19 protein-coding genes and 1 pseudogene are annotated in these 23975 nt (G+C 61.2%); 10 read left to right on the plus strand and 10 right to left on the minus strand.

Annotated elements, in window-relative coordinates:
• Positions 1-318 precede the first annotated feature (318 nt).
• The gene (locus tag NCR35_RS24240) at positions 319-1221 is read right to left on the minus strand and encodes a LysR substrate-binding domain-containing protein (RefSeq protein WP_250536450.1); all 903 of its coding nucleotides are present in this window, start codon (positions 1219-1221) and stop codon (positions 319-321) included.
• A 150-nt stretch (positions 1222-1371) separates the two neighbouring features.
• On the opposite strand from NCR35_RS24240, the gene NCR35_RS24245 reads away from it, so the two are divergent.
• From NCR35_RS24245 to NCR35_RS24275, 7 genes are all read left to right on the plus strand, one after another.
• Positions 1372-2697 (plus strand): NAD(P)/FAD-dependent oxidoreductase, encoded by a 1326-nt coding sequence (locus NCR35_RS24245; RefSeq protein WP_284503278.1) that lies wholly within the window; start codon positions 1372-1374, stop codon positions 2695-2697.
• Positions 2698-2748: 51 nt separating this feature from the next.
• Positions 2749-3474 (plus strand): amino acid ABC transporter ATP-binding protein, encoded by a 726-nt coding sequence (locus NCR35_RS24250; protein WP_250536451.1) that lies wholly within the window; start codon positions 2749-2751, stop codon positions 3472-3474.
• 33 nt (positions 3475-3507) lie between these two features.
• Complete coding sequence (locus tag NCR35_RS24255) at positions 3508-4320, plus strand: substrate-binding periplasmic protein (RefSeq protein ID WP_250536452.1); 813 nt, start codon at positions 3508-3510, stop codon at positions 4318-4320.
• Between the two features lie 54 nt (positions 4321-4374).
• Positions 4375-5172 (plus strand): amino acid ABC transporter permease, encoded by a 798-nt coding sequence (locus tag NCR35_RS24260; protein ID WP_250536453.1) that lies wholly within the window; start codon positions 4375-4377, stop codon positions 5170-5172.
• A gap of 23 nt (positions 5173-5195) precedes the next feature.
• Positions 5196-6536: an NAD(P)/FAD-dependent oxidoreductase gene (locus NCR35_RS24265; RefSeq protein ID WP_250536454.1), complete on the plus strand. Its 1341-nt coding sequence runs from the start codon at positions 5196-5198 to the stop codon at positions 6534-6536.
• A 41-nt stretch (positions 6537-6577) separates the two neighbouring features.
• On the plus strand, positions 6578-7261 hold the full coding sequence (locus tag NCR35_RS24270) for an SDR family NAD(P)-dependent oxidoreductase (protein WP_250536455.1): 684 nt from the start codon (positions 6578-6580) through the stop codon (positions 7259-7261).
• 501 nt (positions 7262-7762) lie between these two features.
• Positions 7763-9331 carry a methyl-accepting chemotaxis protein gene (locus NCR35_RS24275; RefSeq protein ID WP_284503254.1) on the plus strand — a complete coding sequence of 523 codons (1569 nt, stop codon included), beginning with the start codon at positions 7763-7765 and terminating at the stop codon, positions 9329-9331.
• 249 nt (positions 9332-9580) lie between these two features.
• On the opposite strand, the gene NCR35_RS24280 is transcribed toward NCR35_RS24275, so the two are convergent.
• The 4 genes and pseudogenes from NCR35_RS24280 to NCR35_RS24295 form a co-directional block, all read right to left on the minus strand.
• Complete coding sequence (locus NCR35_RS24280; protein WP_250536456.1) at positions 9581-10426, minus strand: sugar phosphate isomerase/epimerase family protein; 846 nt, start codon at positions 10424-10426, stop codon at positions 9581-9583.
• Between the two features lie 69 nt (positions 10427-10495).
• Positions 10496-11658, minus strand: a pseudogene (locus NCR35_RS24285) (dihydrodipicolinate synthase family protein).
• Positions 11659-11673: 15 nt separating this feature from the next.
• Positions 11674-12444 (minus strand): 3-ketoacyl-ACP reductase, encoded by a 771-nt coding sequence (locus NCR35_RS24290; RefSeq protein WP_250536457.1) that lies wholly within the window; start codon positions 12442-12444, stop codon positions 11674-11676.
• Positions 12445-12631: 187 nt separating this feature from the next.
• Positions 12632-13312, minus strand: a complete 681-nt coding sequence (locus tag NCR35_RS24295; protein WP_244851024.1) for a TetR/AcrR family transcriptional regulator — start codon at positions 13310-13312, stop codon at positions 12632-12634.
• Between the two features lie 206 nt (positions 13313-13518).
• Here NCR35_RS24295 and NCR35_RS24300 point away from each other — a divergent pair, with 206 nt between their 5' ends.
• The 3 genes from NCR35_RS24300 to NCR35_RS24310 all read left to right on the plus strand — a co-directional run bounded on the left by NCR35_RS24300 (position 13519) and on the right by NCR35_RS24310 (position 17217).
• Entirely contained in the window at positions 13519-15027 is a 1509-nt protein-coding gene (locus NCR35_RS24300; protein WP_250536458.1) for a CoA-transferase, read from the plus strand.
• A 49-nt stretch (positions 15028-15076) separates the two neighbouring features.
• On the plus strand, positions 15077-15847 hold the full coding sequence (locus NCR35_RS24305; protein ID WP_250536459.1) for an enoyl-CoA hydratase/isomerase family protein: 771 nt from the start codon (positions 15077-15079) through the stop codon (positions 15845-15847).
• Between the two features lie 71 nt (positions 15848-15918).
• Entirely contained in the window at positions 15919-17217 is a 1299-nt protein-coding gene (locus NCR35_RS24310; protein ID WP_250536460.1) for an MFS transporter, read from the plus strand.
• Positions 17218-17394: 177 nt separating this feature from the next.
• On the opposite strand, the gene NCR35_RS24315 is transcribed toward NCR35_RS24310, so the two are convergent.
• The 5 genes from NCR35_RS24315 to NCR35_RS24335 form a co-directional block, all read right to left on the minus strand.
• Positions 17395-19026, minus strand: coding sequence for a carboxylesterase/lipase family protein (locus tag NCR35_RS24315; RefSeq protein WP_250536461.1), 1632 nt, complete (start codon positions 19024-19026; stop codon positions 17395-17397).
• 405 nt (positions 19027-19431) lie between these two features.
• Positions 19432-21051 (minus strand): tannase/feruloyl esterase family alpha/beta hydrolase, encoded by a 1620-nt coding sequence (locus tag NCR35_RS24320; RefSeq protein ID WP_250536462.1) that lies wholly within the window; start codon positions 21049-21051, stop codon positions 19432-19434.
• Between the two features lie 509 nt (positions 21052-21560).
• Complete coding sequence (locus tag NCR35_RS24325; protein ID WP_250536463.1) at positions 21561-22304, minus strand: SDR family NAD(P)-dependent oxidoreductase; 744 nt, start codon at positions 22302-22304, stop codon at positions 21561-21563.
• Positions 22305-22317: 13 nt separating this feature from the next.
• The gene (locus tag NCR35_RS24330) at positions 22318-23463 is read right to left on the minus strand and encodes an amidase (RefSeq protein WP_250536464.1); all 1146 of its coding nucleotides are present in this window, start codon (positions 23461-23463) and stop codon (positions 22318-22320) included.
• Positions 23460-23975: a nuclear transport factor 2 family protein gene (locus NCR35_RS24335; RefSeq protein WP_250536465.1), complete on the minus strand. Its 516-nt coding sequence runs from the start codon at positions 23973-23975 to the stop codon at positions 23460-23462. The genes NCR35_RS24330 and NCR35_RS24335 overlap by 4 nt, the downstream gene beginning before the upstream one ends.

A 23975-nucleotide genomic window follows, 5' to 3' on the forward strand; every position in this document is an offset into this window, starting at 1 on the left:
GGAGACGAATCTGTATGCGCATGTTGGACCGAATATCAGCACTAACGGGAGACAGAAAAGCACGCTTGTGCAAGAACAATGCTTTTGAACATTTTTCTTTCACCGGTAAAAACTCGAACCGGCCAGCGCAAGCCGCTTCTTCTGCGTCGGTGCTTTGGGTGCACAAGGGTGAGGCGCATAGGGTGCTAGCCTGGTCATCGTCCAGATCCTGTTTCTGACCGTACGCTGACATCTTTCTGAGGAGAGTCGCCGCTCACGGAGACGATCGAGGGGCACCTGCGTCAACCGCGATGGAAAGAAGTCGAAACATGTCCAGGCTCACGTGAGCGCGCCCGGCTTCAACGCCGCCATCTCTTCATGGACGAGTTCGAGAAACGCGCCGACCACCGGGTTGCCTCCCGGCGACTGCGGGTAAAGCGTGAAGCCCCGAAACCAGATTTCCGGCGCGAACGGACGGAAAACGATGCGCGCCGGATCGGCATCCACGGTCGCGAGCGGATTGACGATGCCCACGCCCGCGCCGCGCGCCACGAGCGCGCAGATGGTCGCGCCATACGGCGTCTCGACTGCGGGCACTTGATCCACGCCTGCCGGACGCAACGCGCGATCGAGCGCCGCACGCGTGTCGTCCGCATAGGAAGGCAGAATGAGCCGTTCGCCACGCAAGTCGGCCGCGCGAATCCGCGTGCGCTCCGCAAGCGCATGATGCGCCGGCAACGCGCATAACCCCGCCAGTTCATAGAGTTCCACGCTCATCACGCCGAACGCGTCCGGCGTGGTCGTCGCGAAGCCCAGATCGCAGTGTCCCGACGACACCCAGCGCTGAATCGTGCTCTCGCTGCGCATTTCGAGCGACGCCGCGACGCGCGGATGAGCGTCCGCGAATCGCGCGATCACGGCAGGCAAAAACGAGAGCGCGAGCACCGGCGCCGCCACGATACGCAGCCGCCCGCTGCCGAGTTCCAGAATCTCTCGCGCCGAGTGTTGCAGCTTTTCCAGGCCGACGAAGCTGCGATCCACCTCGCGATAGAACGCACTACCGGCGTCCGTGGCATGAATGCGTCCGCCATTTCGCATGAAGAGCGTCAGTCCCGTCGCGGCTTCGAGTTCCGCGATCAACCGGCTGATGCTCGGTTGCGACGTGCCGAGCTCTTCGGCGGCGGCCGTCATCGAACCGCGCAGCATGACCAGCCGAAACGCCTCGACCTGCCTGAGGTTCATCGTTTTCTCCGGGCGTGGGCCGCAAACACATCGGCCGAACATCGTCAGCTTGCCATATCAAAAATGAATGGAAGCCGTTTTTGGCGCTATTTGACCGGATGATTTGCGGGGGCGACACTGGACTCGACTCAAGCGAACAGGGTGGACTGCATGCGTCCCGATGCGTTGCTGTTTCACGAAACTTTCCGCTGCATCCCGTATTGGTGGGATGCCGCACCGCCCGAAGTCTCGCCGGAACGCTTGCCTGCGAGCGTAGACGTGGCGATCGTCGGCAGCGGATATTGCGGTCTCTCGGCGGCGGCGGAGGCCGCGAAGCATGGCGCGCGCGTCGCGGTGCTGGATGCCGCCGAGATCGGCGCGGGCGGCAGCACACGCAGCGGCGGCATGGTGTCGAGCGGGCAGAAGCTCGCGCTGACCAACGCCATTCGCGGCGTGTCCGCCGAACGTCTCACGCGTCTCATGCAGGAGTCGATGGCGAGCTTCGACTATCTCAAGGGCATCATCGCCGAAGAATCGCTCGACGCCGACTTGCGCATCACCGGCCGCTTCTTCGGCGCTTATACGCCCGCGCATTTCAACGCGCTGCGCCGCCAAGGCGAGTTGTTGCGCGACAAGACCGGCGTCACGGTGCATGTGATCGAGCGTGATGCGCAGCGCGGCATCATCGGCTCCGACTATTACTACGGGGGCATGCTCGTCGACGAATACGGCGGACTGCATACCGCCAAATATCATCGGGCGCTGCGCGATCTCGCGCGACGGCGCGGCGCGACGCTGCATTCGCATGCAGCCGTGCAGCGCATCGAACGAATGGGACATGCGCGCTTTCGCGTGCATACGGCGCGCGGCGTGTTCGATGCGCGGCAGGTGCTGGTGGCCACCAACGGCTATACCGGGCCGCTGCTGCCGTTCTTCTCGCGCCGCGTGCTGCCGGTCGCGAGTTATCAGATCGCCACGGAGCCGCTGCCCGAAGGCCTCATGAATGTGCTCAATCCGGGCCGCCGCATGATCAGCGATTCGAAGCGCAATCTCTTCTACACGCGGCCGTCGCCGGATGGCACGCGCATGATTTTCGGATCGCGCCCCGCCATCCGCGAGATCGACGAACGTGAGGCGGCGCGCCGGCTCTACGCGAAGCTCGTGCAATTGTGGCCCGCGTTGAGAGATGTGCGCGTCACTCATGCATGGAAAGGCTTCGTCGCGATGACCGGGGACAGGCTCGCGCACATCGGCCAGCATGACGGCGTGCATTACGTGCTCGGCTGCAACGGCAACGGCGTCGCGCTGATGAGCTACCTCGGACATCGCATCGGCAAACACATGGTCGGCGTCGAGCAGGATGTCGGCGCCTTCGGCGAAGGCGCCTTTCCGCTCTCGGGCGCAGGAATGGCCAGCACGCTTTCCGTGCCCGTCGGCAGTGCGCTGTACCGCATCAGCGATATGTGGCACGGCCGCGTGCGCGCAGCACTCTCTTGAAGCGAAGACAAGCGGATGCAATCAGGACGCGAATCATCGAAAGGAGCCGCAATGATCGATCTGAACAAGGTTTCGAAGTGGTATGGCGGCAATCGCGTATTGAACGACTGCACGGCCAGCATCGCGCGCGGTGAAGTCGTCGTGATCTGCGGGCCGTCCGGCTCGGGCAAGTCCACGCTCATCAAATCCGTCAACGGGCTGGAAGCGGTGCAGAGCGGACAGATCGTCGTGGACGGCATCGACGTGACGGCGAAGCGCGCGAATCTTTCGCGGCTGCGGGCGCGGGTCGGCATGGTGTTTCAGCATTTCGAACTCTTTCCGCATCTCTCGGTGCAGCGCAATCTGATGCTCGCGCAGATGAACGTGCTCGGCCGCGCGCGCGACGAAGCCGCGGAGCGCGCACGCTCGCTGTTGCGCCGCGTGGGCTTGAGCGGTCATGAGGACAAGTATCCGGCGCAATTGTCGGGCGGGCAGCAGCAGCGCGTGGCGATTGCGCGGGCGCTTTCGATGGACCCCGTCGCCATGCTGTTCGACGAACCGACTTCCGCGCTCGATCCCGAGATGGTCAACGAAGTGCTCGACGTGATGACCACGCTCGCGCAGGACGGCATGACCATGCTGTGCGTCACGCACGAAATGGGCTTCGCGAAGCGCGTGGCCGACCGCGTGTTGTTCATGGACCGCGGCGTCATCGTGGAAGACGAGACGCGTGAAGCCTTCTTCGAGCGTCCGCGTTCCGAACGCGCAAGAGAATTTCTCTCGCGCATCCTGCATTGATCCAACCGCTGTGCAATCCAAGGGAGCCTAACCATGCGATTACTTCGTCTCGCACGCCATCTCGCCGTGGCCGCATCGTTTCTGATCGGCGCGACGACCGCCGCCCGCGCCGCCGACGATGTCGGCACATTGACGCCGGGCAAGATCGTCGCCGGTGTCGATGCGAACAACAAGCCGTACTCGTACATCGACAACGGCAAGATGACGGGCTTCGACGTGGAGCTGGTGCGCGCCATCGCCGCGAAGCTCGGGCTTACCGCCGACTTTCGCGCACAGGACTTCGCGGGTCTCTTGCCGAGCGTGGCGAACCAGCAGGTCGATCTTGCCGCAGGCTCGATCTCGATCACCAAGGATCGCCTCAAGATGGTCGATTTCTCGGAAGGCTATCTGACGGGTCTATTGAGCGTCGGCACGCTGCCGGACAGCACGATCGGCGCGGACGTGGCCTCGGTGAAGGACAAGCGCATCGGCGTGGTGCAGGGGACCATCGAGGACACGTATTCGCAGAGCTATCTGCCGGGCGCGCAGATCGTTCGCTTTCCGAACATCAACGCGGGCTTTCTCGCGCTGCGCAACAAGTACATCGACGGATACTTCATCGACAAGACTCTGCTCGAAGGGCTGCAAGGGAAGTACCCGGACCTGAAGCTCGCCGACAAGCTCGATATCTCCGCCTCGAATCTTCCCGCCGGGTTCCCGATCCGCAAGGGCAACGCGAAGCTCGAAGCGGCGGTGAACAAGGCCATCGGCGAACTGGTGGCGGACGGCACGTGGCTCAGGCTCTATCAGCAGTTCAATCCCGGCTATCCGAAGCCTGATCCGATGCCGCCGTATGCGATGAAGTAACCGCCCGCCAACGTTGCTTCGTCACGCCTCGTCAAGCGCAAGGAGAGAGTCCTCATGAATGCGTTCCTGCAGAACTTCCTGGATTGGCCGCTGCTCGTCGAATCTCTGCCGGCGTTGATCGGCACGGGTCTCGTCAACACGCTGATCTTGTCGGTGATCTCGACTGCGCTCGGCATCGTGGCAGGCATGGCGCTGGCGCTCTGCGCCGTATCGCACACGCGCTGGCTGACCTGGCCCGTGCGTGTCTTCGTCGATATCTTCCGCGGTCTGCCCGCCGCGCTGGTCATCCTCGTGGTCGGCCAGGGACTCGCTCCGGTCGGACTGTCGCTCTTCGGGCCGAACCCGTATCCGCTTGCCATCGTCGCGCTGGCGCTGGTGTCGTCGGCGTATATCGCGGAGATCTTCCGTTCGGGGATTCAAAGCGTCGGACGCGGACAGATGTCGGCGTGTCAGGCGCTCGGCATGACGTACTGGAGCGGCATGCGTCATGTGATCGTGCCGCAGGGCGTGCGGCGCATTCTGCCCGCGCTCGCCAATCAGTTCATCTCCATCGTCAAGGATTCGAGCCTCGTGTACTTCCTCGGGCTGCTGACTTCGCAGCGCGATCTTTTCACCATCGGACAGAACGCGGCGGTGAACACGGCCAACCTGTCGCCGCTCGTCGCGGCAGGCGCCGTGTATCTGCTCATCACGGTGCCGCTCACGCACGCCATCAATCATCTGGACCGCTGGACCAACCGCTTCATCAATCCCGCCGCGCGCCGGCAAAAGACATCACGCGCCGCGCGCCACGTGCGCGCCGAAGAAGCGCTGCAATCGCAGACGGCGGCCGTGGCCGAGCGTCGTCCGTAACTCTCACTTCGACATAAGAAACCATGGGTCCTAAAGTCGACACCGTCGCCGACGATATCAAGCTGCCCGAGCGCGCCGATGTGGTCGTGATCGGCGGCGGCATCATCGGCGTATCAACGGCGCTTGCGCTGCACGAAAAAGGGCTGTCCGTCGCGCTCTGCGAGAAGGGGCACATCGCGGGCGAGCAGTCGAGCCGCAACTGGGGCTGGGTGCGCGTGACGAGGCGCGATCCTCGCGAATTCCTGCTCAGCATCGAAAGTCTCAAGATCTGGCGCACGCTCGACAAGAAGCTCGGCATCGACACGGGTTTCAACCAGTGCGGCATCCTTTACGTATCGAACGATGACGCCGTTCTCAAACGTCACCGTGACTGGCTCAGGCGCGCTCGCGAGATAGCCGGCGACGATGCCTTCGACACGCGCGAAGTAGACACGCATGAGATATCACGCTTACTGCCCGGCGCGACGCAGACCTTCAAGGGCGGCATCTACACGCCGGGCGATGCGCGCGCCGAACCGCAAAAGGCCGCGCCTGCCATCGCCACCGCGTTGCGGCGCAAGGGCGTCAGCATTCTCACGCCGTGCGCGGTGCGCGGCATCGAAACGAGCGGCGGCCGTGCGAGTGCGGTCGTGACCGAACACGGGACGATCCGCTGCGATGCGGTCGTCGTGGCGGGCGGCGCATGGACGCGCTATTTCTGTGGCAACCTCGGCGTGGAACTGCCGCAATTGCTCACGCGTGCATCGGTGCTGCGCACGGAGCCGCTCGAAGGCGGTCCTACGTGCAGCGCCAATAACGAGGAGTTCGCGTTTCGCAAACGTGCGGACGGCGGCTACACCGTCGCGTACGGCTTGCGCACGCACGCCGATCTCACGCCCGATTCCTTTCGCCTCTTCTTCAAATACATCGAGGCATTGAAGAGTCAGATGGGCGCGCTGCAGATTCACATCGGCAAGCGCTTCTTCGACGAACTCAAGCGGCCACGCCGCTGGGCGCTGAATGAATCGACGGTTTTCGAGCATGTTCGAACGCTTGATCCGGACCCCGTGGTGCCTTACGTCGACAAGGGTCTCAAGGCCTTTACAGAGGCGTTTCCGCAGTTGTCGGGAGCGCGCATTGCGCAGCGTTGGGCCGGCTATATCGACGTGACGCCGGACGCGATTCCCGTCATCTCGGAAGTAGCGCGCGTGCCGGGGATGTTCATCGGCACCGGGTTCTCGGGACATGGCTTCGGCATTGGGCCGGGCGCGGGCAGGCTGATGGCGGACCTCGTCAACGGCGACGCACCGCTCGTCGATCCGCACGCGTTCCGTCTGGAGCGGTTCAGCGACGGTTCGAAGATCACGATCGACGCGGGATTCTGATACGCGGGCACGGACAACACAGACAACACACGAGATTGCACATGGACAAAGTGGCGATGGTGTCGGGCGCGAGCCGCGGCATCGGACGAGAGATCGCGCTCGAACTGGCGCGGCGCGGTTATAGACTGTCGCTCGGCCTGCGCGATACGCAAGCCTACGATGGCGCGCCGGATGCGTTCGTGCATCCCTACGAGGCGCGCGATCCTGAAGCCGCGCGCGGCTGGGTGGATGCGACGATCGCGCGGTTCGGCCGCATCGACGTGCTGGTGAGCAATGCGGGCATCTGCCGCATGATCGACTTCGATACCGGCACCGACGCACTCTTGAACGAGACCTTCCAGATCAACGTGAACGCACCTTTCCGGCTCGCGCAGGCGGCACTGCCACACTTGCGCCGCGCGGGAGCCGGACGCTTCGTGCAGCTTGCATCGCTTTCCGGAAAACGCGTGAAGAACCTGAACGTGGGCTATCAAATGTCGAAGCACGCGATGGTGGCGCTCACCCATGCGGTGCGCCGAGCGGGTTGGGACGACGGCGTGCGGGCGACCGCCGTATGCCCCGGCTTCGTGAATACGGACATGGCCGCAGGCATCGCGGATATCGAACCGATGGCGATGACGCAGCCGCAAGACCTGGCGCTTCTGGTGGTCAATACGATCGAGTTGCCGAATACGACGAGTGTGGCGGAACTGCTCGTTAATTGCCGCTATGAGGAGATGCTTTAGCGGAGGCCTGACGTTTTTTGAGCTCCCGCAAGACCGTTTCGTACTCCTTGATAAGCCGTCGCGCAACACACTGACGCGAACACGACAGAGCAGCCAGTGCACAGCCGAGCAGCCGGTGGCACATCCGCTGGACGACGCTGTACAGCGACCACGTGCCTAGTTCACCACCGGCCCGGCCGCTTACCGGCGTTCCGGTTTGCTGGACATCCGTTCCGCCAAGCGGCTGGTTTGTCCTCACGGCAAATCGAAGACCACATTTCTACAAAGCCGTCACCGGCTGCTCCATAAAGCCGCCGCAAGAAGGCTTCGATGCAAATCCGCAGGCTTGGCCGCGATTTCACACTTGTGCAGGCCACCCATCATGCCCTCGGATGGACCGCGCAGATCTTGACTCCGCCATCGACCAGTCTCCACACGGGTGTTCAGCCGACGAATTACCGCCGACGCTTAAGTTCGTCCATGTTTTGTCGTAATCCGGATGTACACTCCAAGCGAATACTCATGAAACATCTCCGCGTCTCTACTCGTTTAGCTATTGGATTTATCAGCTTGCTCGCCTTGCTCATGACGATTGCCGGACTCGCTTTTTACGGTATGTCATCGATTTATCGAAATCTCGATGACATCTCCAACGTCAATAATGCGCAAACCAAGCTAGCCAACGAGATGAAATCGTCGGTGCAGGATCGCGCGATTGCCATTAGAAACCTCGCGCTCTTGACCGATATGCCTTCGATGGCCAAGGAGGCGGAACGTATCAAACGGCAAGAGGCCATTTACGCGGGTGCATATGAGGCTCTCGGTAAGACCTTCGACGCTAATCCCGGAACGACTGCACGAGAAAAGGCGCTGTTCGCCGCAATAAAGGAAGATGAAGCGGCAGCAGTTCCGCTGCTAGCCAAGGCCAGTGCCCTCGGCCTTGCCAACGATGCCGATGCAGCGACCAAGGTCCTTCTCGAAGAGGCGAGACCGAAGCAGTCCGTATGGCTTGGCCATCTAAGTGAACTTGCGTCTTTCGAAGACCAACTCAACGATCAGGCTGCGAAAGAAGCGGCTGCGTCCTACAAATCGATCCGCATAGCCATGTGCTCGATCGTTGCGTTGGCTTTATTCACCGGCTTCGTGTCCGCGATAGTCATCACTCGCAGCATCGTGAAGCAACTCGGCGGGGAACCCGCTCAGGCCCAGGAAATGGCGCGCCAAATCGCGGAAGGCAACTTGACCATCGCAATGAACCTTGCGGGAAGCGATGACAGCAGTCTTATGGCATCCCTCGAGGGAATGCGCAGGCAACTCAGCATAGTCGTCGCCGGTATCAAGACGTCGGCCGAATCTATTTCGGTAGCTGCCGGCGAGATCGCACAGGGCAACGTTGACCTGTCGCAACGAACAGAAGAGCAGGCCGCATCACTGGAGGAAACCGCGTCCAGTATGGAGGAACTTACCTCTACCGTACGACTGAACACCGAAAACGCTCTGCAGGCGAGTTCGCTTGCGACGTCGGCGTCCGGCACAGCGGCCGAAAGCGGCGACGTCGTGCAGCGCGTCGCTTCGACCATGCGTGACATCTCGGAGAGCTCATCGAAGGTGGCGGAAATCATCGCAGTGATCGAAGGCATCGCGTTTCAAACGAATATTCTTGCGTTGAATGCAGCCGTCGAAGCCGCCCGCGCGGGCGAGCAAGGGCGCGGGTTCGCGGTCGTCGCGGGAGAGGTGCGCACGCTCGCACAGCGCAGCGCAACTGCTGCCAAGGAAATCAAAGACCTGATCAGCAGCTCGGTGAACCATGTGAACGCGGGCTCGTCGCTCGTGCTCGACGCCGGCAAGACGATGGATGAATTGGTGCGCTCGGTCAAACGTGTGACCGACATCATGGGCGACATCGCCTCCGCATCCAATGAGCAAAGCAGCGGTATCGAACAGGTGAACGTCGCCGTCAGCCAGATGGACGAAGTGACTCAGCAGAATGCCGCTCTTGTCGAACAAGCGAGCGCCGCGGCACAGGCAATGGCGGAGCAAGCCAACAGCCTTCGCCGGGCCGTATCGGTCTTCAAGGTGGGCCAGTTGTAATGCTGCAGTGAGAAGGGGTGCGCTGAGCGGGGGGAGGTGCTTGGCTGCCGCTGCAGCCGGCGCTTACTCCCCGATGGCGCAGCGCAGACCGCATCCTGTGGGCCGCGCTGTACCAATGATCGTTGTGCTGAGGTCTCATGGCAAGTGGTGCAGCGAGCAGCGTGCTAATGCTTGGCGGTTGGCCGCACGCTTCGTACGAATGCCTGCAGTGCGCATTTGAGAGAACTTGACACGTTGCTGGATGGACTCTCAGCACACCGACTGCAAGCGCTCCGCGCATGTCTGCAAAGCCTGCTCGGGCGGCAGTTTCCACCAGTTGTCGCGCGAGAAAATTTCGACCTCGACCATACCGGCATAGCCCGCGTTCTCGACGCTCTGCCGGAAGCGCTTCAGGTCGATCACGCCATCTCCCATCATGCCGCGATCAAGCAGCAGATCGGTCGTCGGAACGAGCCAATCGGAAACGTGATATGCCAGAATGCGATTGTCATTGCCGATCGAAGTAAGCGCGCTTTCCAAGTGCGGGTCCCACCAGCAATGGTAGACGTCGACCGCGACACCGAGGAAGCCATTGTTGTTCGGATCGAGCTCGCGCGCGATGGCGTGAGCCTGATCGATCGTGCTGACCACCGATCTTTCGCCCGCATACATCGGATGGAGCGGCTCAATGGCCAATGGAACGGCGACCTTGCGGGCTTCTTCCATCAAAGCGCCGATGCCGTCCTGGACCTGCATGCGCGCAGCGCAAAGGTCGCGGCTACCTTCGGGCAGACCTCCCACTACCATCACGAAACATTGAGCACCGAGTTCGGCCGCGTCGTTGAGTGCCCGAATGTTCGACTGGATGTTGGCCTGGCGCTGCTCTTGCGTCGAAGCAGGAAAGTAGGTTGACCGGCAGTACCCGGTGACCTTGAGGTCGAGCGCACGAATCTGCTTGGCAATCTTGCTGACGTCGGCGGCTTCGACTTCATGACGCCAAGGGGCCACTCCACCGAACCCCGCCGCGGCGATCCGATCGATCGTCACGTCGATCGGTTCGCGATGTCCGAGTGTGGCGGTGTTGACGGAGCAACGCGTAAGCTGCAGAGAATTCATGTCGCCAGTCCAGCGTTCGTTGAGGATTGCTTATCTAAGAGAACACCGCCGAACAGGCGGCCTCTGCGTTTATTCCGCGCATCCGAGCGTGGTCATGACCGCCCGCATACGGTTGACGGCTAACTCGGGATCTCTGAGTGGTGCGCCCGATCGGCGAGTCGGAAGACCTCGGCCAAATAGGCAGGCGGCCGCATGCCGTGATGTCCGCCCAACATGAAGAAGTGCGGCTGGAACCCATTCAGGTAGGCGAGGAAAACAACCCCGGTTTTGTAGTACTGCGTCGGGGCACGAAAGATGTGACGCGACAACGGCACCGTTGGCGCAAGCAGTTCGTCATAGCGAGCCAGATCGTTTGCGGCGAGCGCGGTCAGCGCCTGCGACGCTGCAGGCGCGATCGCGTCGAAGATGCCAAGCAGCGCGTGCGAGTAACCGAACTCGTCACCCGCAATAAGAGCCGGATAGTTGAAGTCGTCACCGGTGTACATCTTCACGGAATGAGGGAGACGACGGCGGAAGGCAATCTCCTTCGCGTCATCCAGCAACGAAATCTTGATGCCATCGACCTTAGCTTCATTCGCGGCGATGACTTCGAGGCAAACCTTCGCCGCGTTTTCGAAGTCGGCGTGGCCCCAGTAACCGGCCAGCTCGGGATCGAACGCCTGGCCCAGCCAGTGCAGAATGACGGGCTTGTCGCACGCCGACAGCGCTTCCCGATAGACACGAATGTAGTCTTTTGCGTCCCTTGCCACGCGCGCGAGGGCGCGGCTCGCCATCAAAATGATCTGACCGCCCGCGCGTTGGACGCTCTCGATTTGGGTCAGGTAGGCCTTGATGACATCCTCGCACGAGTGCGCGTCGCTTACCGGCAAGTGATCAGTGCCGCAACCTGAGGCGATCAGCGCGCCGGGAATGTCGCGCGTTTCATTCAGCGTGCGGACAATGAGCTCTTTCGCTGAGTGCCATGACAGGCCCATGCCGCGTTGGGCAGTATCCATCGCCTCCGCGATCCCCAGGCCTTGCTCGAGAAGATAACGGCGGTATTCAATGGTCCGGTCCCAGTCGATCGCGCATGGCTGGCCGAGTTCGCCGCTGCGCAGCGGATCGGCAACCACGTGTGCCGCGGAATAGGCGATGCGGTTAAACGGTGCCTCAGGCTTGACGACTTTCAGCGAAGTGCCAGTCAGACGGTAGTCAGCGAGTGCGCCGTCCAGGGTTGGAAGCTTGATATGCATGGCTTGAATCTCGGATCAGTATTTAGAAACAAGGAGACCGCCATCGACGCGGATCGCTTGACCAACGCTGAACGGTAGGCCACCCGTTGCCAGCGTACGCACGGTCAGTGCGACTTCGTTGGGTGTTCCCCATCGTTTGATAGCGGTCAATCCGTTCTCCATCAGCGCGTCGTAACGCGCCTTCGACGGCGCTGTCATTTCAGTTTCGATCAGGCCCGGCTGCACTTCGAATACGCTGACCCCTAATTCAGCTAGCCGCAAACTGAATAGAGTGGTGGCCATCGACAGTCCCGCCTTCGAGACGCAGTACTCGCTGCGCTGAGGCGACGCCGCGACGGCGTTGGATGAAGAGATTGTGATGATCGAGCGATTGATGGTTGACTGCGATGCCTGAGCGGCACGCCGACCAAACGCTTGCATCAGGAAGAACGTGCCTCGCGTGTTGACGTTCAAGCAGCGGTCATAGCTTTCCGGTGTGACGTCCAGAAGATCACCGCGCGACATGACGGACACGCCAGCGTTATTGACCAGACAGGTGACAGGACCGAGCGCCTCTTCGACCGCCTGAAAGAGCGCCTCGTGGTGCGCAATGTCGGCGAGATTCGATGTCAGCGCCACGCACTTCACACCAATCCGTTCGATGTCTGCGCGCGTGGCCCCCAACTCCTCTGACGGCTCGACGTCGGTGATGGCGACGTCGAATCCAGCGTCGGCAAGCTCTAGCGCGATTGCGCGACCGATGCCGCGACGAGCGCCCGTGATCAGCGCGACTTGGCATTGCTTCATGTGTGTCATCTCCCGCGTGGCTTTCTCCTGACATGTCGCCTCACGGGTTGCGAGTCGCACCGTAAGTAACGATCCAGTTCGTTATTTAATACCCGGAGGAGCGCGCTGTCAAAAAAGGGTTTTCCCTAACAATCGGGAAAACCCGTGCGGTGAAGAGAACGGAAAGTGACGAGGCGGTGCGCCGCAATCAACGCGGGCGCAAAAGGCTGAAGACTGTTTCGAGGTTAAAGTCGAGGCGTTTCTGGAGGGCGTCCTTCGAGACGAAATCGAAGCCGAAGATGACCTCGCCGGTGAAGCGATTCGTCAGGTAGTAATAGCCGAGCGCGGCGATAGTGAGGTGCAACTGGCTGGCATCGATGCCGGCTTTGAAGTCGCCCGACGCCACGCCGCGATCGAGGATCTGCTGCAGCATGCTGGCGAAGCCACGATGCAATTCGCTGAAGCGTCTTGATTTTTTGACATGCCGCGCCCGGTGCAGGTTTTCGCTGTTCACCAGCGACATGAACTCGGGGTTCTTCAGGTAGTAGTTCCACGTGAACGTCACATACGTTCGAATGGCTTCGACTGGCGGAAGATGGTCCAGACCAAGCGCTCTTTCTTCAGTCCGGATATCCGTCCACATCTCCTCGAGGACCGTCTGGAACAGTTCCTCCTTCCCCTTGAAGTATTCGTAGATCATCCGCTTATTGACGCCGGCTTTCTCGGCGATCGTCTCGACGCGGGCGCCGCCCAAGCCCACCTTGGCGAACTCTGCTTTGGCTGCTGCGAGGATCTTGGCCTGCGTCTGAATCGGATCACGCAGCCGCTTGGCACGCGCGCGCTTTTCTGGGACGCGCGCCTTTGCGGTCGGTTCGATGGGGGTCTGCATATCGATGGGTCAAAACCAAAGTTAAACGGTAACTGACAACGCCTGCACGTTGCAATGCGCATTCGGCGGTGTTTTCCACCATCGTTATCGTAAACCCGATTTCGGTTCTTTCTCTCTTGAACGTCGCTTCTACCTGCTCTACGATGCTTCGCAAGTAACGATCCGGTTCGGTACTAAGCATTTTGCAGATCAGCACAGGAGGCGATGTGAACAAGTGGACCAGTGCAAAGGCAGTCGCAGCGTCGATTTTCGACGGCGCGACCATCGCGATCACCGGCTCAGGCGGCGGCCTGCTTGAGCCGGATGCCATCCTCGCGGCGATTGAAGCTCGATTTCTGGAAACGGGTCATCCCCGCAACCTGACGGTCGTTCATGCCCTCGGCGTCGGTGATGGTCAAGGCAGCGGCCTCGGACGGCTCGCCCACGCGGGGTTGGTCAAGCGCGTGATCGGCGGCCACTGGGTATGGTCCTCGGCGATGCAGAAGCTGGCTCATGACGGCGAGATCGAGGGCTACAGCTTTCCCGGTGGCGTCATTGCAACGCTGTTTCGGGAAATCGGCGCGGGTCGGCCGGGCGTGATCACGCGTGTCGGTCTAAGAACCTTCGTCGATCCGCGTCTGGATGGCGGCAAACTGAATGCCGCGACGACCGAAGATCTGGTGGAACTGATCGAGATCGATGGTAAAGAGTATCTCCGCTTCAAGCCACTCAAGATCGACTTCTCGATCGTCATGGCGTCGAGCGCTGACGATAGGGGCAATCTTTCGACTCGTCACGAACCGGCAGACCTCGATATTTACGCTGTCGCTCTGGCCGCTCACAACAGCGGCGGGAAAGTCGTCGCGCAGGTCAAATCGCGACCGCGCTCGCACGTTCCCGCCCGCCTGGTGCGCGTACCCGGCGTCATGGTCGACTTTACCGTCGAGATCCCAACTCAACGTCAGTGCCAGATCAGCGATTACGACGCAACGTTGAGCGGCGAGAAGCTCGGCGAGACGCCTGACATCGAGATGCCCGATGGCATGCGCCTCATCGTAGCCGAGCGCGCTGCGCAGGAGCTTGGCTCCAATCAATCCGTGAATTTCGGCTTCGGTTTTCCCGGCGCCATCCCGGCGGTTCTGGCCACCCAAGGTCGCGGCGACGAGTACTGGGGTTCCGTCGAACAGGGTATCCACCGCGGCGCGATGCTCGATGGCGCGATGTTCGGTACGGCGCGTAACGCCGACGCCATCGTGCCGAGCGTCGATCAATTCGACTGGTATAGCGGCGGTGGGATCGACGTGACGTTCCTCGGCATGGGCGAGTTCGACGAAGAGGGCAATGTGAACGTTTCGAAGCTCGGTTCGACCGTTGTCGGTCCGGGCGGATTCATGGATATCGCGCAAGGCGCGAAAAAGCTCGTTTTTTGCGGGGCTTTCGAGGCCAAGGGTTTGCGTGTGGACCGCAACGGGGAGGCCCTCGAAATTCTCTCGCCGGGATCGGTGCCGAAGGCCGTCAAAAGGGTGCGGCACGTAACGTTCAGTGGCGTGCAGGCGCGTCTCGACGGCAAGGAAGTCTTTTACATCACAGAGCGCGCGGTATTTCGACTCGATGCGCTCGGCGTGTGCCTCGTCGAGGTGGCCAAGGGCCTCGACATGCATCGCGACGTGCTCTCGCGCATGGAGTTCACGCCGCTTATCGATGAGCGCCTGCTCGAAAACGCTCCGGCTCACTAAGCCCGATCAACTGCCGCTCATATTCGATTCTCGGAAGAAGAGGTTCTTCATGTCTGACACTGACATCCTTTACGAAGCAAACGGTAGCATCGCCACCATTACGCTGAACCGAGTTTCGCGTCACAACGCGCTGACGTTGGACATGCTGGATGACATCGATCGCGCCGTGGCAGACGTCGAGCGAAACGATGGAATCCGCGTGCTGAAGATTGAAACCACCAGTCCGCGTTTCTTTTGCAGCGGCGCAGATATCAACGAGTGGGGCGATATCGATCCGCAAAAGATGGGCACCCGCTTCATCCGAGAAGGAAACCGTGTCTTCCGTCGAATCGCGGAACTCGACAAACCGACGATCGCTGTTCTTTCTGCCAGCGCGCTCGGTGGCGGATTCGAACTCGCGCTGACGTGTGATCTGCGCTATGCAAGCACACAGGCCAAGGTCGGCTTTCCCGAAGCATCGGTGGGCGCCATCCCCGGATGGATGGGCTGCGCGCGGCTCTCCGAACTCGTCGGCGCAACCCGCACGCGCGAGTTGATCCTTCTCGGTGAACCAATCGCCGCCGAAACCGCTGTCGCTTGGGGGGTGATCAATGAAGCTGTCGAAGCCGAGCACCTGCGCAGCCGCGTCGATGCTGTCTGCGAGACGCTTATCAAACGATCGAGGACGTCTCTGTCGGTTGGCAAACGCCTCGTTCGCATGATGGAGACGGGCCAGCACGACTACGCGCACGAACTCGCCGCGTCGGTATGCAAAGCGTCGCCCGATGCAATCGAAGGCGTCGCCGCATTCCGCGAAAAACGCCATGCATTTTTCCGTTGAACCTCGAATCCACCACGCAGTCACGTAAGCCGCATCAGCGGATCAAGCACCTCAGGAGACAGGAGTCGATCATGGACCGTACAGCTATCCGGTGGCGCATCTGCGCGCTGCTTTTCTTCGCAACCACGATTAATTATCTGGACCGTCAGGTGCTGGGCCTGCTCAAGCCCGAGCTTGCCGTCACGTTCGACTGGACCGAAACGCAATACAGCTACATCGTCATGGTGTTCACGGCCTGCTATGCAATCGGCATGGTCTTGTCCGGCAAAACGGTTGATAAATTCGGCGTCAAGATCGGCTATGGCGTATGTGTTCTGGTATGGAGTATCGCCGCCTGCGGGCACGCACTCGTGCGCAGCACGATGGGCTTTGGCGTCATGCGTGCCCTGCTTGGCATCTCGGAATCTGGCAGCTTCCCCTGCGCTGTGAAGAGCGTGTCGGAGTGGTTTCCGCGAAAAGAGCAGGCACTTGCGGTAGGCATTCTGACTTCCGGCACGAGTATCGGAGCGGTCGCGGCACCGGCCACCGTGCCGTGGCTGGCTGCAACGTATGGCTGGGAGGCCGCGTTCTTTATCACCGGCATGACGGGATTCATCTGGCTGGCGTTCTGGTACTTCATGTATCAGGTGCCGGCGAAGCACGCGAGGATCAACGAAGCCGAACTCACGTACATCAGCGAAGATTCGGCTCCTACTCCCGCGGCTCAAAAGGTAAGCTGGTTCACATTGCTCAAGCTGCGTCCGACGTGGGCGTTCTTCGCCGGTAAGCTGCTGACCGACCCGATCTGGTGGTTCATGCTCTTCTGGCTGCCGTCGTATTTCAACTCGCGCTTTCACCTCGACCTGAAGACCCTCGGCCTTCCGCTGGTGATAGTCTATGTCGCGACTTCAATCGGCAGCATTGGTGGTGGTTTCATCTCGTCCAAGCTGATTCAGCGCGGCTGGTCTGTGACGAAGGCGCGACAGACTACCATGCTTGTGTTTGCGTTCCTTGTTATGCCGATTGCGTTCTCGCCGTTCATCGACAACATGTGGACGATGGTGGGCCTGTTGAGTTTGGCGGCAGCTTCGCACCAGGCATGGTCGGCAAACCTTTTCACCACTGCCTCCGACATGTTTCCGAAGGCAGCGGTTGGCTCCGTCGTTGGGATTGGCGGGTTGGCTGGTGCGTTGGGCGCGACGCTCTTCCCGCTGGTCGTCGGCGCAGTGCTCGATCACTTCAAGATGCTCGGCCACATCAATGCGGGCTACATCGTGCTTTTCGTAGTCTGCGGCTCCGCCTATCTTTTGGCGTGGATCGTAATGCGAGTGATCCGTTCGTCGAGCAAGGCTATCGATATCGCGCAGCTTGCGCCGACCGCTCAAGGCTAAGGTTAGGCTCTTCGAAAGCGCCTCCCGGTTGCTCCATGAGTTTCGGGAGGCGGCAATGACAAGCCTCTCGTTCGTAGCTGCTGCAACATCAATTTGAGCCCCTTGTGGTAGCTTTTGGCGGCTTCGGTCGATGAAGCAGAAGCGTTAGCCACGTCTTCGACCGCGCCTTCCTCTGGGTTACTGATACTGGCGATTCACGGTTTGGTTGGCCTCATTAAGCGGCTCGACGAGATCGATCTGCGCCTTCAAGGGATTTGGCTGGTCGACCTGCAAAGTGCCCGCCGGGGTAATCTCCAGCTGATTGTCGAGTGCGGCGTTGTACGCCGGCCAGGCAATCAGTCCCGCGTCCGAAGGATTGCCGGATTTGGCGAAGGCCGTCCAATAGGCGATCATGCTGCGCGCTACCTGTTCATCCTGGCTCGTGACTGCCGCGCCATAGGCTGACGAAAGCGTGTCGAACACATAGGGAATCTCGGCGCCATGTGTTGCGCCGCTGACTTTGCCGCGTATGGACTCGGCCACATACGAAAAGTGGTAGAGATAAGTCGGCAAACCTCGCGAGGTAAAGGTGCGTGCAACGAAGCGCGCCGGTTCGTCCATTGTGATGATACGGGCGATCTGATTCTCTACTGTAGAGACGGACGCCGTGCCCGTGGGGTCGAACGCCGCGGCAGCTGCACTCAGGTTCTGCGGACCGAAGATCGCGTAGGCCTCTTCCTTCGTCGTGAGCCCGGGAGTCGGGAAGCCAAGGTCGGCATTGTTGACGCCGAGCAAAAGCGGCACTTTCGCGAACTGACCAGTCTTGTACTGGTTCTCCGGTTCGTCCACGACGAGTTTGCCGTCGATGATCGAACTGCCCGAGAACGTAGCGAGACTGTGCGGGGTATTCAGCGTGGTACCGTCGAGCCCGTCGAGAACTTCGTCTGCCGAGAGCGCTCGCAGCGCCTGCAAGGAACTGGCGTCGGTGCCAGCGATGCCGAATCCTCCTGCGAACGTAGCGCCTTGCTCTTCAGCCGACGCCCCGACTGTCTTTGTGTTGCGCGAGAGAGTGCGCCCGTAGTACTGATTGACGCGTCCATTGCCTGATTCGATGATTGCCTTCGCGAACAGGCCGGATGCCTGCGGTGAGGTCAGCAGATTGTGAATCGACTCTCCGCCAGCCGATTCTCCGAAGAGAGTCACGTTCGCGGGGTCGCCTCCGAAGTTGGCAATGTTGCGCTGTACCCATTTGAGCGCCGCGATCTGATCCATGTAGCCGTAGTTGGCCAACAACTCGCCGGATTGCGCGGCAGCGGCTGTCAAGGCGGGATGCGCGAAGAAGCCGAATCGGCCGAGACGGTAATTCACAGTGACAATCACGACGCCTTCTTTGGCGAACTGCGTCCCGTCATAGGTACGTATCGACGTACCGCCAATAACGTATGCACCGCCGTAAATCCAGACCATGACGGGCAACTTCTTGCCGTTGCTGTTTTGCGGGCGCCATACGTTCAGGTAGAGACAATCTTCAGACGGGGCTACCGTCAGCCGCGAATTCGGGCCGCTCGTTTGCATGCAGTCGTGAACGAAGGACGTGGTCTGGCGCACGCCGCTCCATGCGGTTACAGGCTGTGGCGGCCTCCAGCGCAAGGCGCCGACTGGCGGAGCCGCGAAGGGAATACCTTTGAAGGCGACCACGCCGTTGCTCGCGGAGCCTTGCACGGCTCCGTCGGCAGTCGCGGCGATGGTGGGATCCGAAGTGACCGAAGAGCCGCCGCCACAAGCTGCCAGCATGACAGCGAGCGTCGAAGAAACGAGCAGCGCGGGCAAACTCTTGCATCGACCCTCGGTCGCTACAGCGCGAGCATTATCTGTTCTCAATGTGTTGTGTCTCCGTGCAATCATGGCTGTCCTCGCCATAGTCGAGTCCATCGGTTTAGCGTGGGACTTTTCGCTCATCACCATGGTTATTAAGTCGGCGAGCTCTGCGGCGCAGAGTGAAACTCAGTATCTGAGCGCGATTTCTTAACGTCAAATTCGGGACAATAATGGCCGGCATGAATTGCGTTCATGCGGTTCAATACTTCGCACTCCGTATAGATGTGTCGAAAAATGATAGAGGATTAGAGTACTGCCTGAGCGTTCCGGATCGTGATTGACAATGCGGGCGTCCCGTCGTCAGACGGGCCGCCCGCATAGCCCCATTCGAACGTCGCAAGTGAAGGGCTATATTCGCTACGAGGGATCGACACAAGCGAAGCTTTCGGCCGAATTCACATCACCCGTGCCGTTGTATCTGCTGACTTTCGGCCACGGACATAACGGGGCGGTCCGTTCGATAACGCCGGTCGGAGAGTTGTTGGAATACTTCGCCGCGATGATTCGATCGGGCGCGCGGCCCTTCTCGACCCAGTTCTGTGCAGCGGCTAACAGGTCATGGGTGGGATCGTCCGGTGCAATCGGGAATCCCGGATTGAGATTGCCGAAGACATTGGGTCCAACGCCCTTGCTGCAGTGGTCCATGCCTGGCGCCGTGAAGAGCCTCATGAACCCATCGGACTGACCCGGCATCGCCTTATCGACACTCTCGCGGTACGCAATGGCGGCTCCCGGCACCTGGATGCCATCGGCGAGGCCCTGAAAGACGATGAGCTTGCCGCCATGCGCCGCGAATCGTGAGAGGTCGGGGTTCGATGCGTCTACTGCGAAGTCCAAAGTGTTGTGCATCACGTCGACGTCGCTGCCCCAGTTGAAGCTTCTCCAATCCCAGTTCACGCCCCATACCCACTGAAACGGGAAAGGAAACGGCGGTGCGGAGGTCGGCGTAGTCGCCGCAGTCGAAAAATCGAGCTCAGTGCCCGGCAGATATCCGTAGGACAGTTGTGCGCCTGTTACAGGGTTGATCGGCCCAGCGTAGATTTTTCGCAGCGCGCTGACCTGTCCGGCTGTCAGGCAATCGGGCCCGTCGGTGGCCTTGCACTGAATCACTGCGGGGTCCACCTTGCACATGTCCGGCCGGCCGATCACGCCGTCCTTCAGTCCATCGAGCCCGTCGCAGGCGCTCATGACATGGTCGGCCCACATTTGGCGCTTGGCAACTGTGAGATTGGTCGTCTCGTCTTGCTGCGTCGCCGCCCATGCCCACTGATAAGAAAGATGCGCAGGCACGCGGGCGGCGCCCGGTGCCCCGGCCACGATGCCGTCATAGTCCTCCGGATATTGCTGCGCCTCGTGCATCCCCTGGCCGCCTCCGGTCGAGCATCCGAACCAGTACGAATAGGCTGGAGCCTTTGCGTAGTAGCGGCCGACGAGCGTCTTCGACAAGGTGGTCATCAGGTGAGTCGCGCGATGACCAAAGTCGACGATCGTCTCCACATGGCCGACCATGCTCGCCACCCCTGCCGAGGTGCCGAGGTCCGTATTCGCAACGGCGAACCCACGGCGCAGTCCATTGGCCAGGGCCTCGTAGTCGATGGTCCCGCCGAGGCCTCCGTTTCCCGTGCCGAGGTATTTACCGTTCCACGCGGCCGGAAGCCACAGTTCCACCTTGATGTTGGAGACGGACGCCGGCTTGATCGTGGCGGCAACTCTGCAGAAGGCCGGCAGGCTCTTGATGGTCTTGCCCGCGGACGGCTCGAAATCGCCTTCTGGCATGTCCTTCGTCAGGGTGAAGGTTGTGTCGGCTACTGTCGTGGAAGAGAGCTCAGAACAACTTACCGCGGCCGTCTGGCTTACCGCCGGCGCGGTGTCTGTTGCGCCGCCGCATCCGGCCGTGAATAGCGCAACTGACGCAACGACCACTGACCTTAGCGCGGACGGCGAGATCAGGACGTCTGCGTCTCTTTTCTTGAGCATTGCGTATCTCCAAGGACATCGAGTCGGTGTAGAAACTGCAGAGCGCGCGACACGCTGAAGCGATCAGCAAGCTTCTTGTTTGGCGACGCTGCGTGCAAAGGGCAAAGGTTCGAGCACGGATCAGCTCAGGCTGAGATAGGAGTGCCATTGCGACGTGTGGGCGTCGCATCGCGTGCTGGAGTCAGTGGCACATATGCACGCGTGAAGGGGAGTGTCGACGCATTCATCCGTCTGCGCCAATCCGCCGAAATTGGCAGTGCGTATCAGTCGGGTAGATGGAATACATTGGGTGCCACGCGACATGTCGTGACGACAGGACTCGCGCCCGACAGCCGATCGTGAGGCGCCGGAGGCTCGCCGAGGCTATCGCGTGCCTCCCTTACGCGGCGATCACTGACAGAGCAGGTCGAGTGCGTCACGCGCACAGATGGGTTGGCCTCTGCTCGACGCTATCGGGCACGAACGAGCTGCATGCAAACCTTCCTGCGAAAGCGCACCCTGTCGGGCGCTCAGCGCATGAAGAGTCCCCCATTGATATCCCAGCACGCGCCGTTGGCAAAATAGGCATCGGCGGAAGCGAGCAGTACGGCGACATCTGCGATATAGCTCGCGGACCCCAAGCGGCCTACCGGAATGCCCGTAATCACCTTGTGCAGTGTCTCTGCCGGTACGCTTTCGTGCACGACAGCCAGATCCAGCGGACCCGGCGAAATCGCGTTGACCGTCACACCGTGAGCCGCGAGATCGCGTGCGAATGTTTTGGTGAGCGTGATGGCGCCGCCTTTCGCAGCGGCGTAGTGCGCACCGGTAGCAGAGCCGCCGTTCTGTCCCGCGAGCGAGGCAATGTTCACGATGCGTCCGGCGCGTTGCGTCGCGAAGTGCTGCCCGAACACCTGGCAGCCGAACAGCACGCTGCGCAGATTAACGTTAATCACCTCGTCGAATTGGTCGGCGGTGATGTCCATTGCAGGCACGACCTTCGATGCGCCCGCATTGTTCACGAGCACGTCGATCGCACCCCAGCGGTCGAGCAGCGCATCGCGTGCCGCTTCGAAATCTGCCTTCTTCGTTACGTCGAGCTTCACCGCGAATGCGCTCGCTGCGTCGCTGCTCAGTTCGAGCGCGAGCCGTTGCGCGGCATCGACAGCAATATCGGCCAGCGCGACGTTGTAGCCGGCCTGATGAAAGCGGCGCGTCACTGCTTCGCCCAGCCCGCGCGCAGCGCCGGTCACGAGCACGACTCTCTTCGTCATGGTGCCGGCTCCTTCAATCCGCATTGCAGGCGAGCATCGCTTCGACGTATGCGGCGACGGCGCAAACCGTCTCGTCGTCGCCGCGTCGGCCGACAATCTGCAGCCCCGCCTTGAGCGACGTCCCGTCGATCGGGACCGGTAACGTCAGCGCCGGATGGCCGCTCAGGTTGAACGGCCGAATCAGCGACGACATTCCGATCACCGACGTGCCCGCTCTCGCGGCCTCGAGCGTGATCGGCAGCGACGGCAGCGTCGGAAGAATGAGGACGTCCGAGTCTTCCAGCACCCGGTCCACTTGGTCCGTGAAGATGCGACGGATGCGCTCGGCTGCAACGAGTTCCGAGGCCTGCGTGTTCGCGGCGGCGCTCAAGCGGGCCATGATGTCCGGACCGAGTTGGCCGCTACGGATGAGATGACCGAACGCATTCCACGTCTCGGCGTTGATGACAGCAAGCCCGGCCGTGAACGCGTCACGCAGGGATTCGAGTTGTACGACACGCGACGCCAGTCCGCTGCGTGCGACGGCCGCCGTGACCGCATCGCGGATTTCGCTGTCGGCTTCGACTTCGGGCAGCGCGACGCGCAGTCCGGTGACGTCGCGGCGTGCACGGCCGCCCTGGAATGACGCATCGATTGCGAGCATCACGTCGATGATGCTGTTCATGTCGCGTGCAAAAGGGCCGACACAGTCGAGCGATGTCTGGCGCGGCGCGACGCCTTCACGCGACACGCGTCCGAACGTCGGCTTCAGTCCGATGACGCCGCAGCATGCGGCAGGGCAGCGCACCGAACCGCCGGTATCGGTGCCGAGGGCCGCATCGACGAGCTTCGATCCGACCGCCGATGCCGAGCCGCTCGACGAACCGCCGGGAATACGAGCCGGGTCTTGCGGGTTGACGGGCGTCCCGCTGAAATCGTTGATGCCTGTCATGCCGAACGCGAGTTCGTGCATGTTCGCCTTGCCGGTGATGCGCCAGCCTGCATCGAGGAGACGCTGCACGACTTCCGCATGCCGCGGCGCGGGCGGCGCATCGGCAAGCGCGCGGCTCGCCGCGGTCGTCGGATAGCCGGCCACGTCGATGCTGTCCTTGATTGCAATGGTCGGCGCATTCGCAGCGGCGTGAGAAGCGAGATCGAACATCTGCAGAAAGGCGCTCATGCTCGGACTCCTTGCGCGGGGTTCACCTGCCAGGGCGCGTCGAAAATGCGCTCCGTGCGGAAGTGACGAATCAACCAGACATCTTCACTGTGCGGCGAAGGATTGAAATCCACTTCGAGCCGCGCCGCGATGAGTTCGGCTTTCGCATCGACATAGCCGGATGCCTGCAGCATGATCCAGCGGCCTTTCGCGGTGTCGCCTTGCACTTCGATATGCTCGCTCGTGAGAAAGTGGAGGTTCGTCGCGAAGTGCGGCGTGGGCGGCAGGTAACGTTGCAGCATCGTGACGATAGCGCCCGACCCCTGCAAGCGGCCGAACTTGTCCGCATACCGGGGACCGATGCCTTCCCACACGGCATCCTCGCTAAAAAGCGCCGCCAGCGATTCACCGTCCAGTGCGCGAGCCGGCACATCGCAGAGCGCCATGTATCGGGCAATGGTCTTGCGAACCGCGTTGTGCGCTTCGAGCAGGCGCAAGCGCAGTTGCAGACTCTCAATGGTCGTTTGCGTCAT

The sequence above is a fragment of the Caballeronia sp. AZ10_KS36 genome (assembly GCF_023631105.1).
Classification (GTDB): Bacteria; Pseudomonadota; Gammaproteobacteria; order Burkholderiales; family Burkholderiaceae; genus Caballeronia.

What these genes read in the sequence shown, in the direction of transcription:
- NCR35_RS24240 (WP_250536450.1), bottom strand. Translation starts at nt 1,221, where the DNA reads ATGAACCTCAGGCAGGTCGAGGCGTTTCGGCTGGTCATGCTGCGCGGT.
- NCR35_RS24245 (WP_284503278.1), top strand. Translation starts at nt 1,372, where the DNA reads ATGCGTCCCGATGCGTTGCTGTTTCACGAAACTTTCCGCTGCATCCCG.
- NCR35_RS24250 (WP_250536451.1), top strand. Translation starts at nt 2,749, where the DNA reads ATGATCGATCTGAACAAGGTTTCGAAGTGGTATGGCGGCAATCGCGTA.
- NCR35_RS24255 (WP_250536452.1), top strand. Translation starts at nt 3,508, where the DNA reads ATGCGATTACTTCGTCTCGCACGCCATCTCGCCGTGGCCGCATCGTTT.
- NCR35_RS24260 (WP_250536453.1), top strand. Translation starts at nt 4,375, where the DNA reads ATGAATGCGTTCCTGCAGAACTTCCTGGATTGGCCGCTGCTCGTCGAA.
- NCR35_RS24265 (WP_250536454.1), top strand. Translation starts at nt 5,196, where the DNA reads ATGGGTCCTAAAGTCGACACCGTCGCCGACGATATCAAGCTGCCCGAG.
- NCR35_RS24270 (WP_250536455.1), top strand. Translation starts at nt 6,578, where the DNA reads ATGGACAAAGTGGCGATGGTGTCGGGCGCGAGCCGCGGCATCGGACGA.
- NCR35_RS24275 (WP_284503254.1), top strand. Translation starts at nt 7,763, where the DNA reads ATGAAACATCTCCGCGTCTCTACTCGTTTAGCTATTGGATTTATCAGC.
- NCR35_RS24280 (WP_250536456.1), bottom strand. Translation starts at nt 10,426, where the DNA reads ATGAATTCTCTGCAGCTTACGCGTTGCTCCGTCAACACCGCCACACTC.
- NCR35_RS24290 (WP_250536457.1), bottom strand. Translation starts at nt 12,444, where the DNA reads ATGAAGCAATGCCAAGTCGCGCTGATCACGGGCGCTCGTCGCGGCATC.
- NCR35_RS24295 (WP_244851024.1), bottom strand. Translation starts at nt 13,312, where the DNA reads ATGCAGACCCCCATCGAACCGACCGCAAAGGCGCGCGTCCCAGAAAAG.
- NCR35_RS24305 (WP_250536459.1), top strand. Translation starts at nt 15,077, where the DNA reads ATGTCTGACACTGACATCCTTTACGAAGCAAACGGTAGCATCGCCACC.
- NCR35_RS24310 (WP_250536460.1), top strand. Translation starts at nt 15,919, where the DNA reads ATGGACCGTACAGCTATCCGGTGGCGCATCTGCGCGCTGCTTTTCTTC.
- NCR35_RS24320 (WP_250536462.1), bottom strand. Translation starts at nt 21,051, where the DNA reads ATGCTCAAGAAAAGAGACGCAGACGTCCTGATCTCGCCGTCCGCGCTA.
- NCR35_RS24325 (WP_250536463.1), bottom strand. Translation starts at nt 22,304, where the DNA reads ATGACGAAGAGAGTCGTGCTCGTGACCGGCGCTGCGCGCGGGCTGGGC.
- NCR35_RS24330 (WP_250536464.1), bottom strand. Translation starts at nt 23,463, where the DNA reads ATGAGCGCCTTTCTGCAGATGTTCGATCTCGCTTCTCACGCCGCTGCG.
- NCR35_RS24335 (WP_250536465.1), bottom strand. Translation starts at nt 23,975, where the DNA reads ATGACGCAAACGACCATTGAGAGTCTGCAACTGCGCTTGCGCCTGCTC.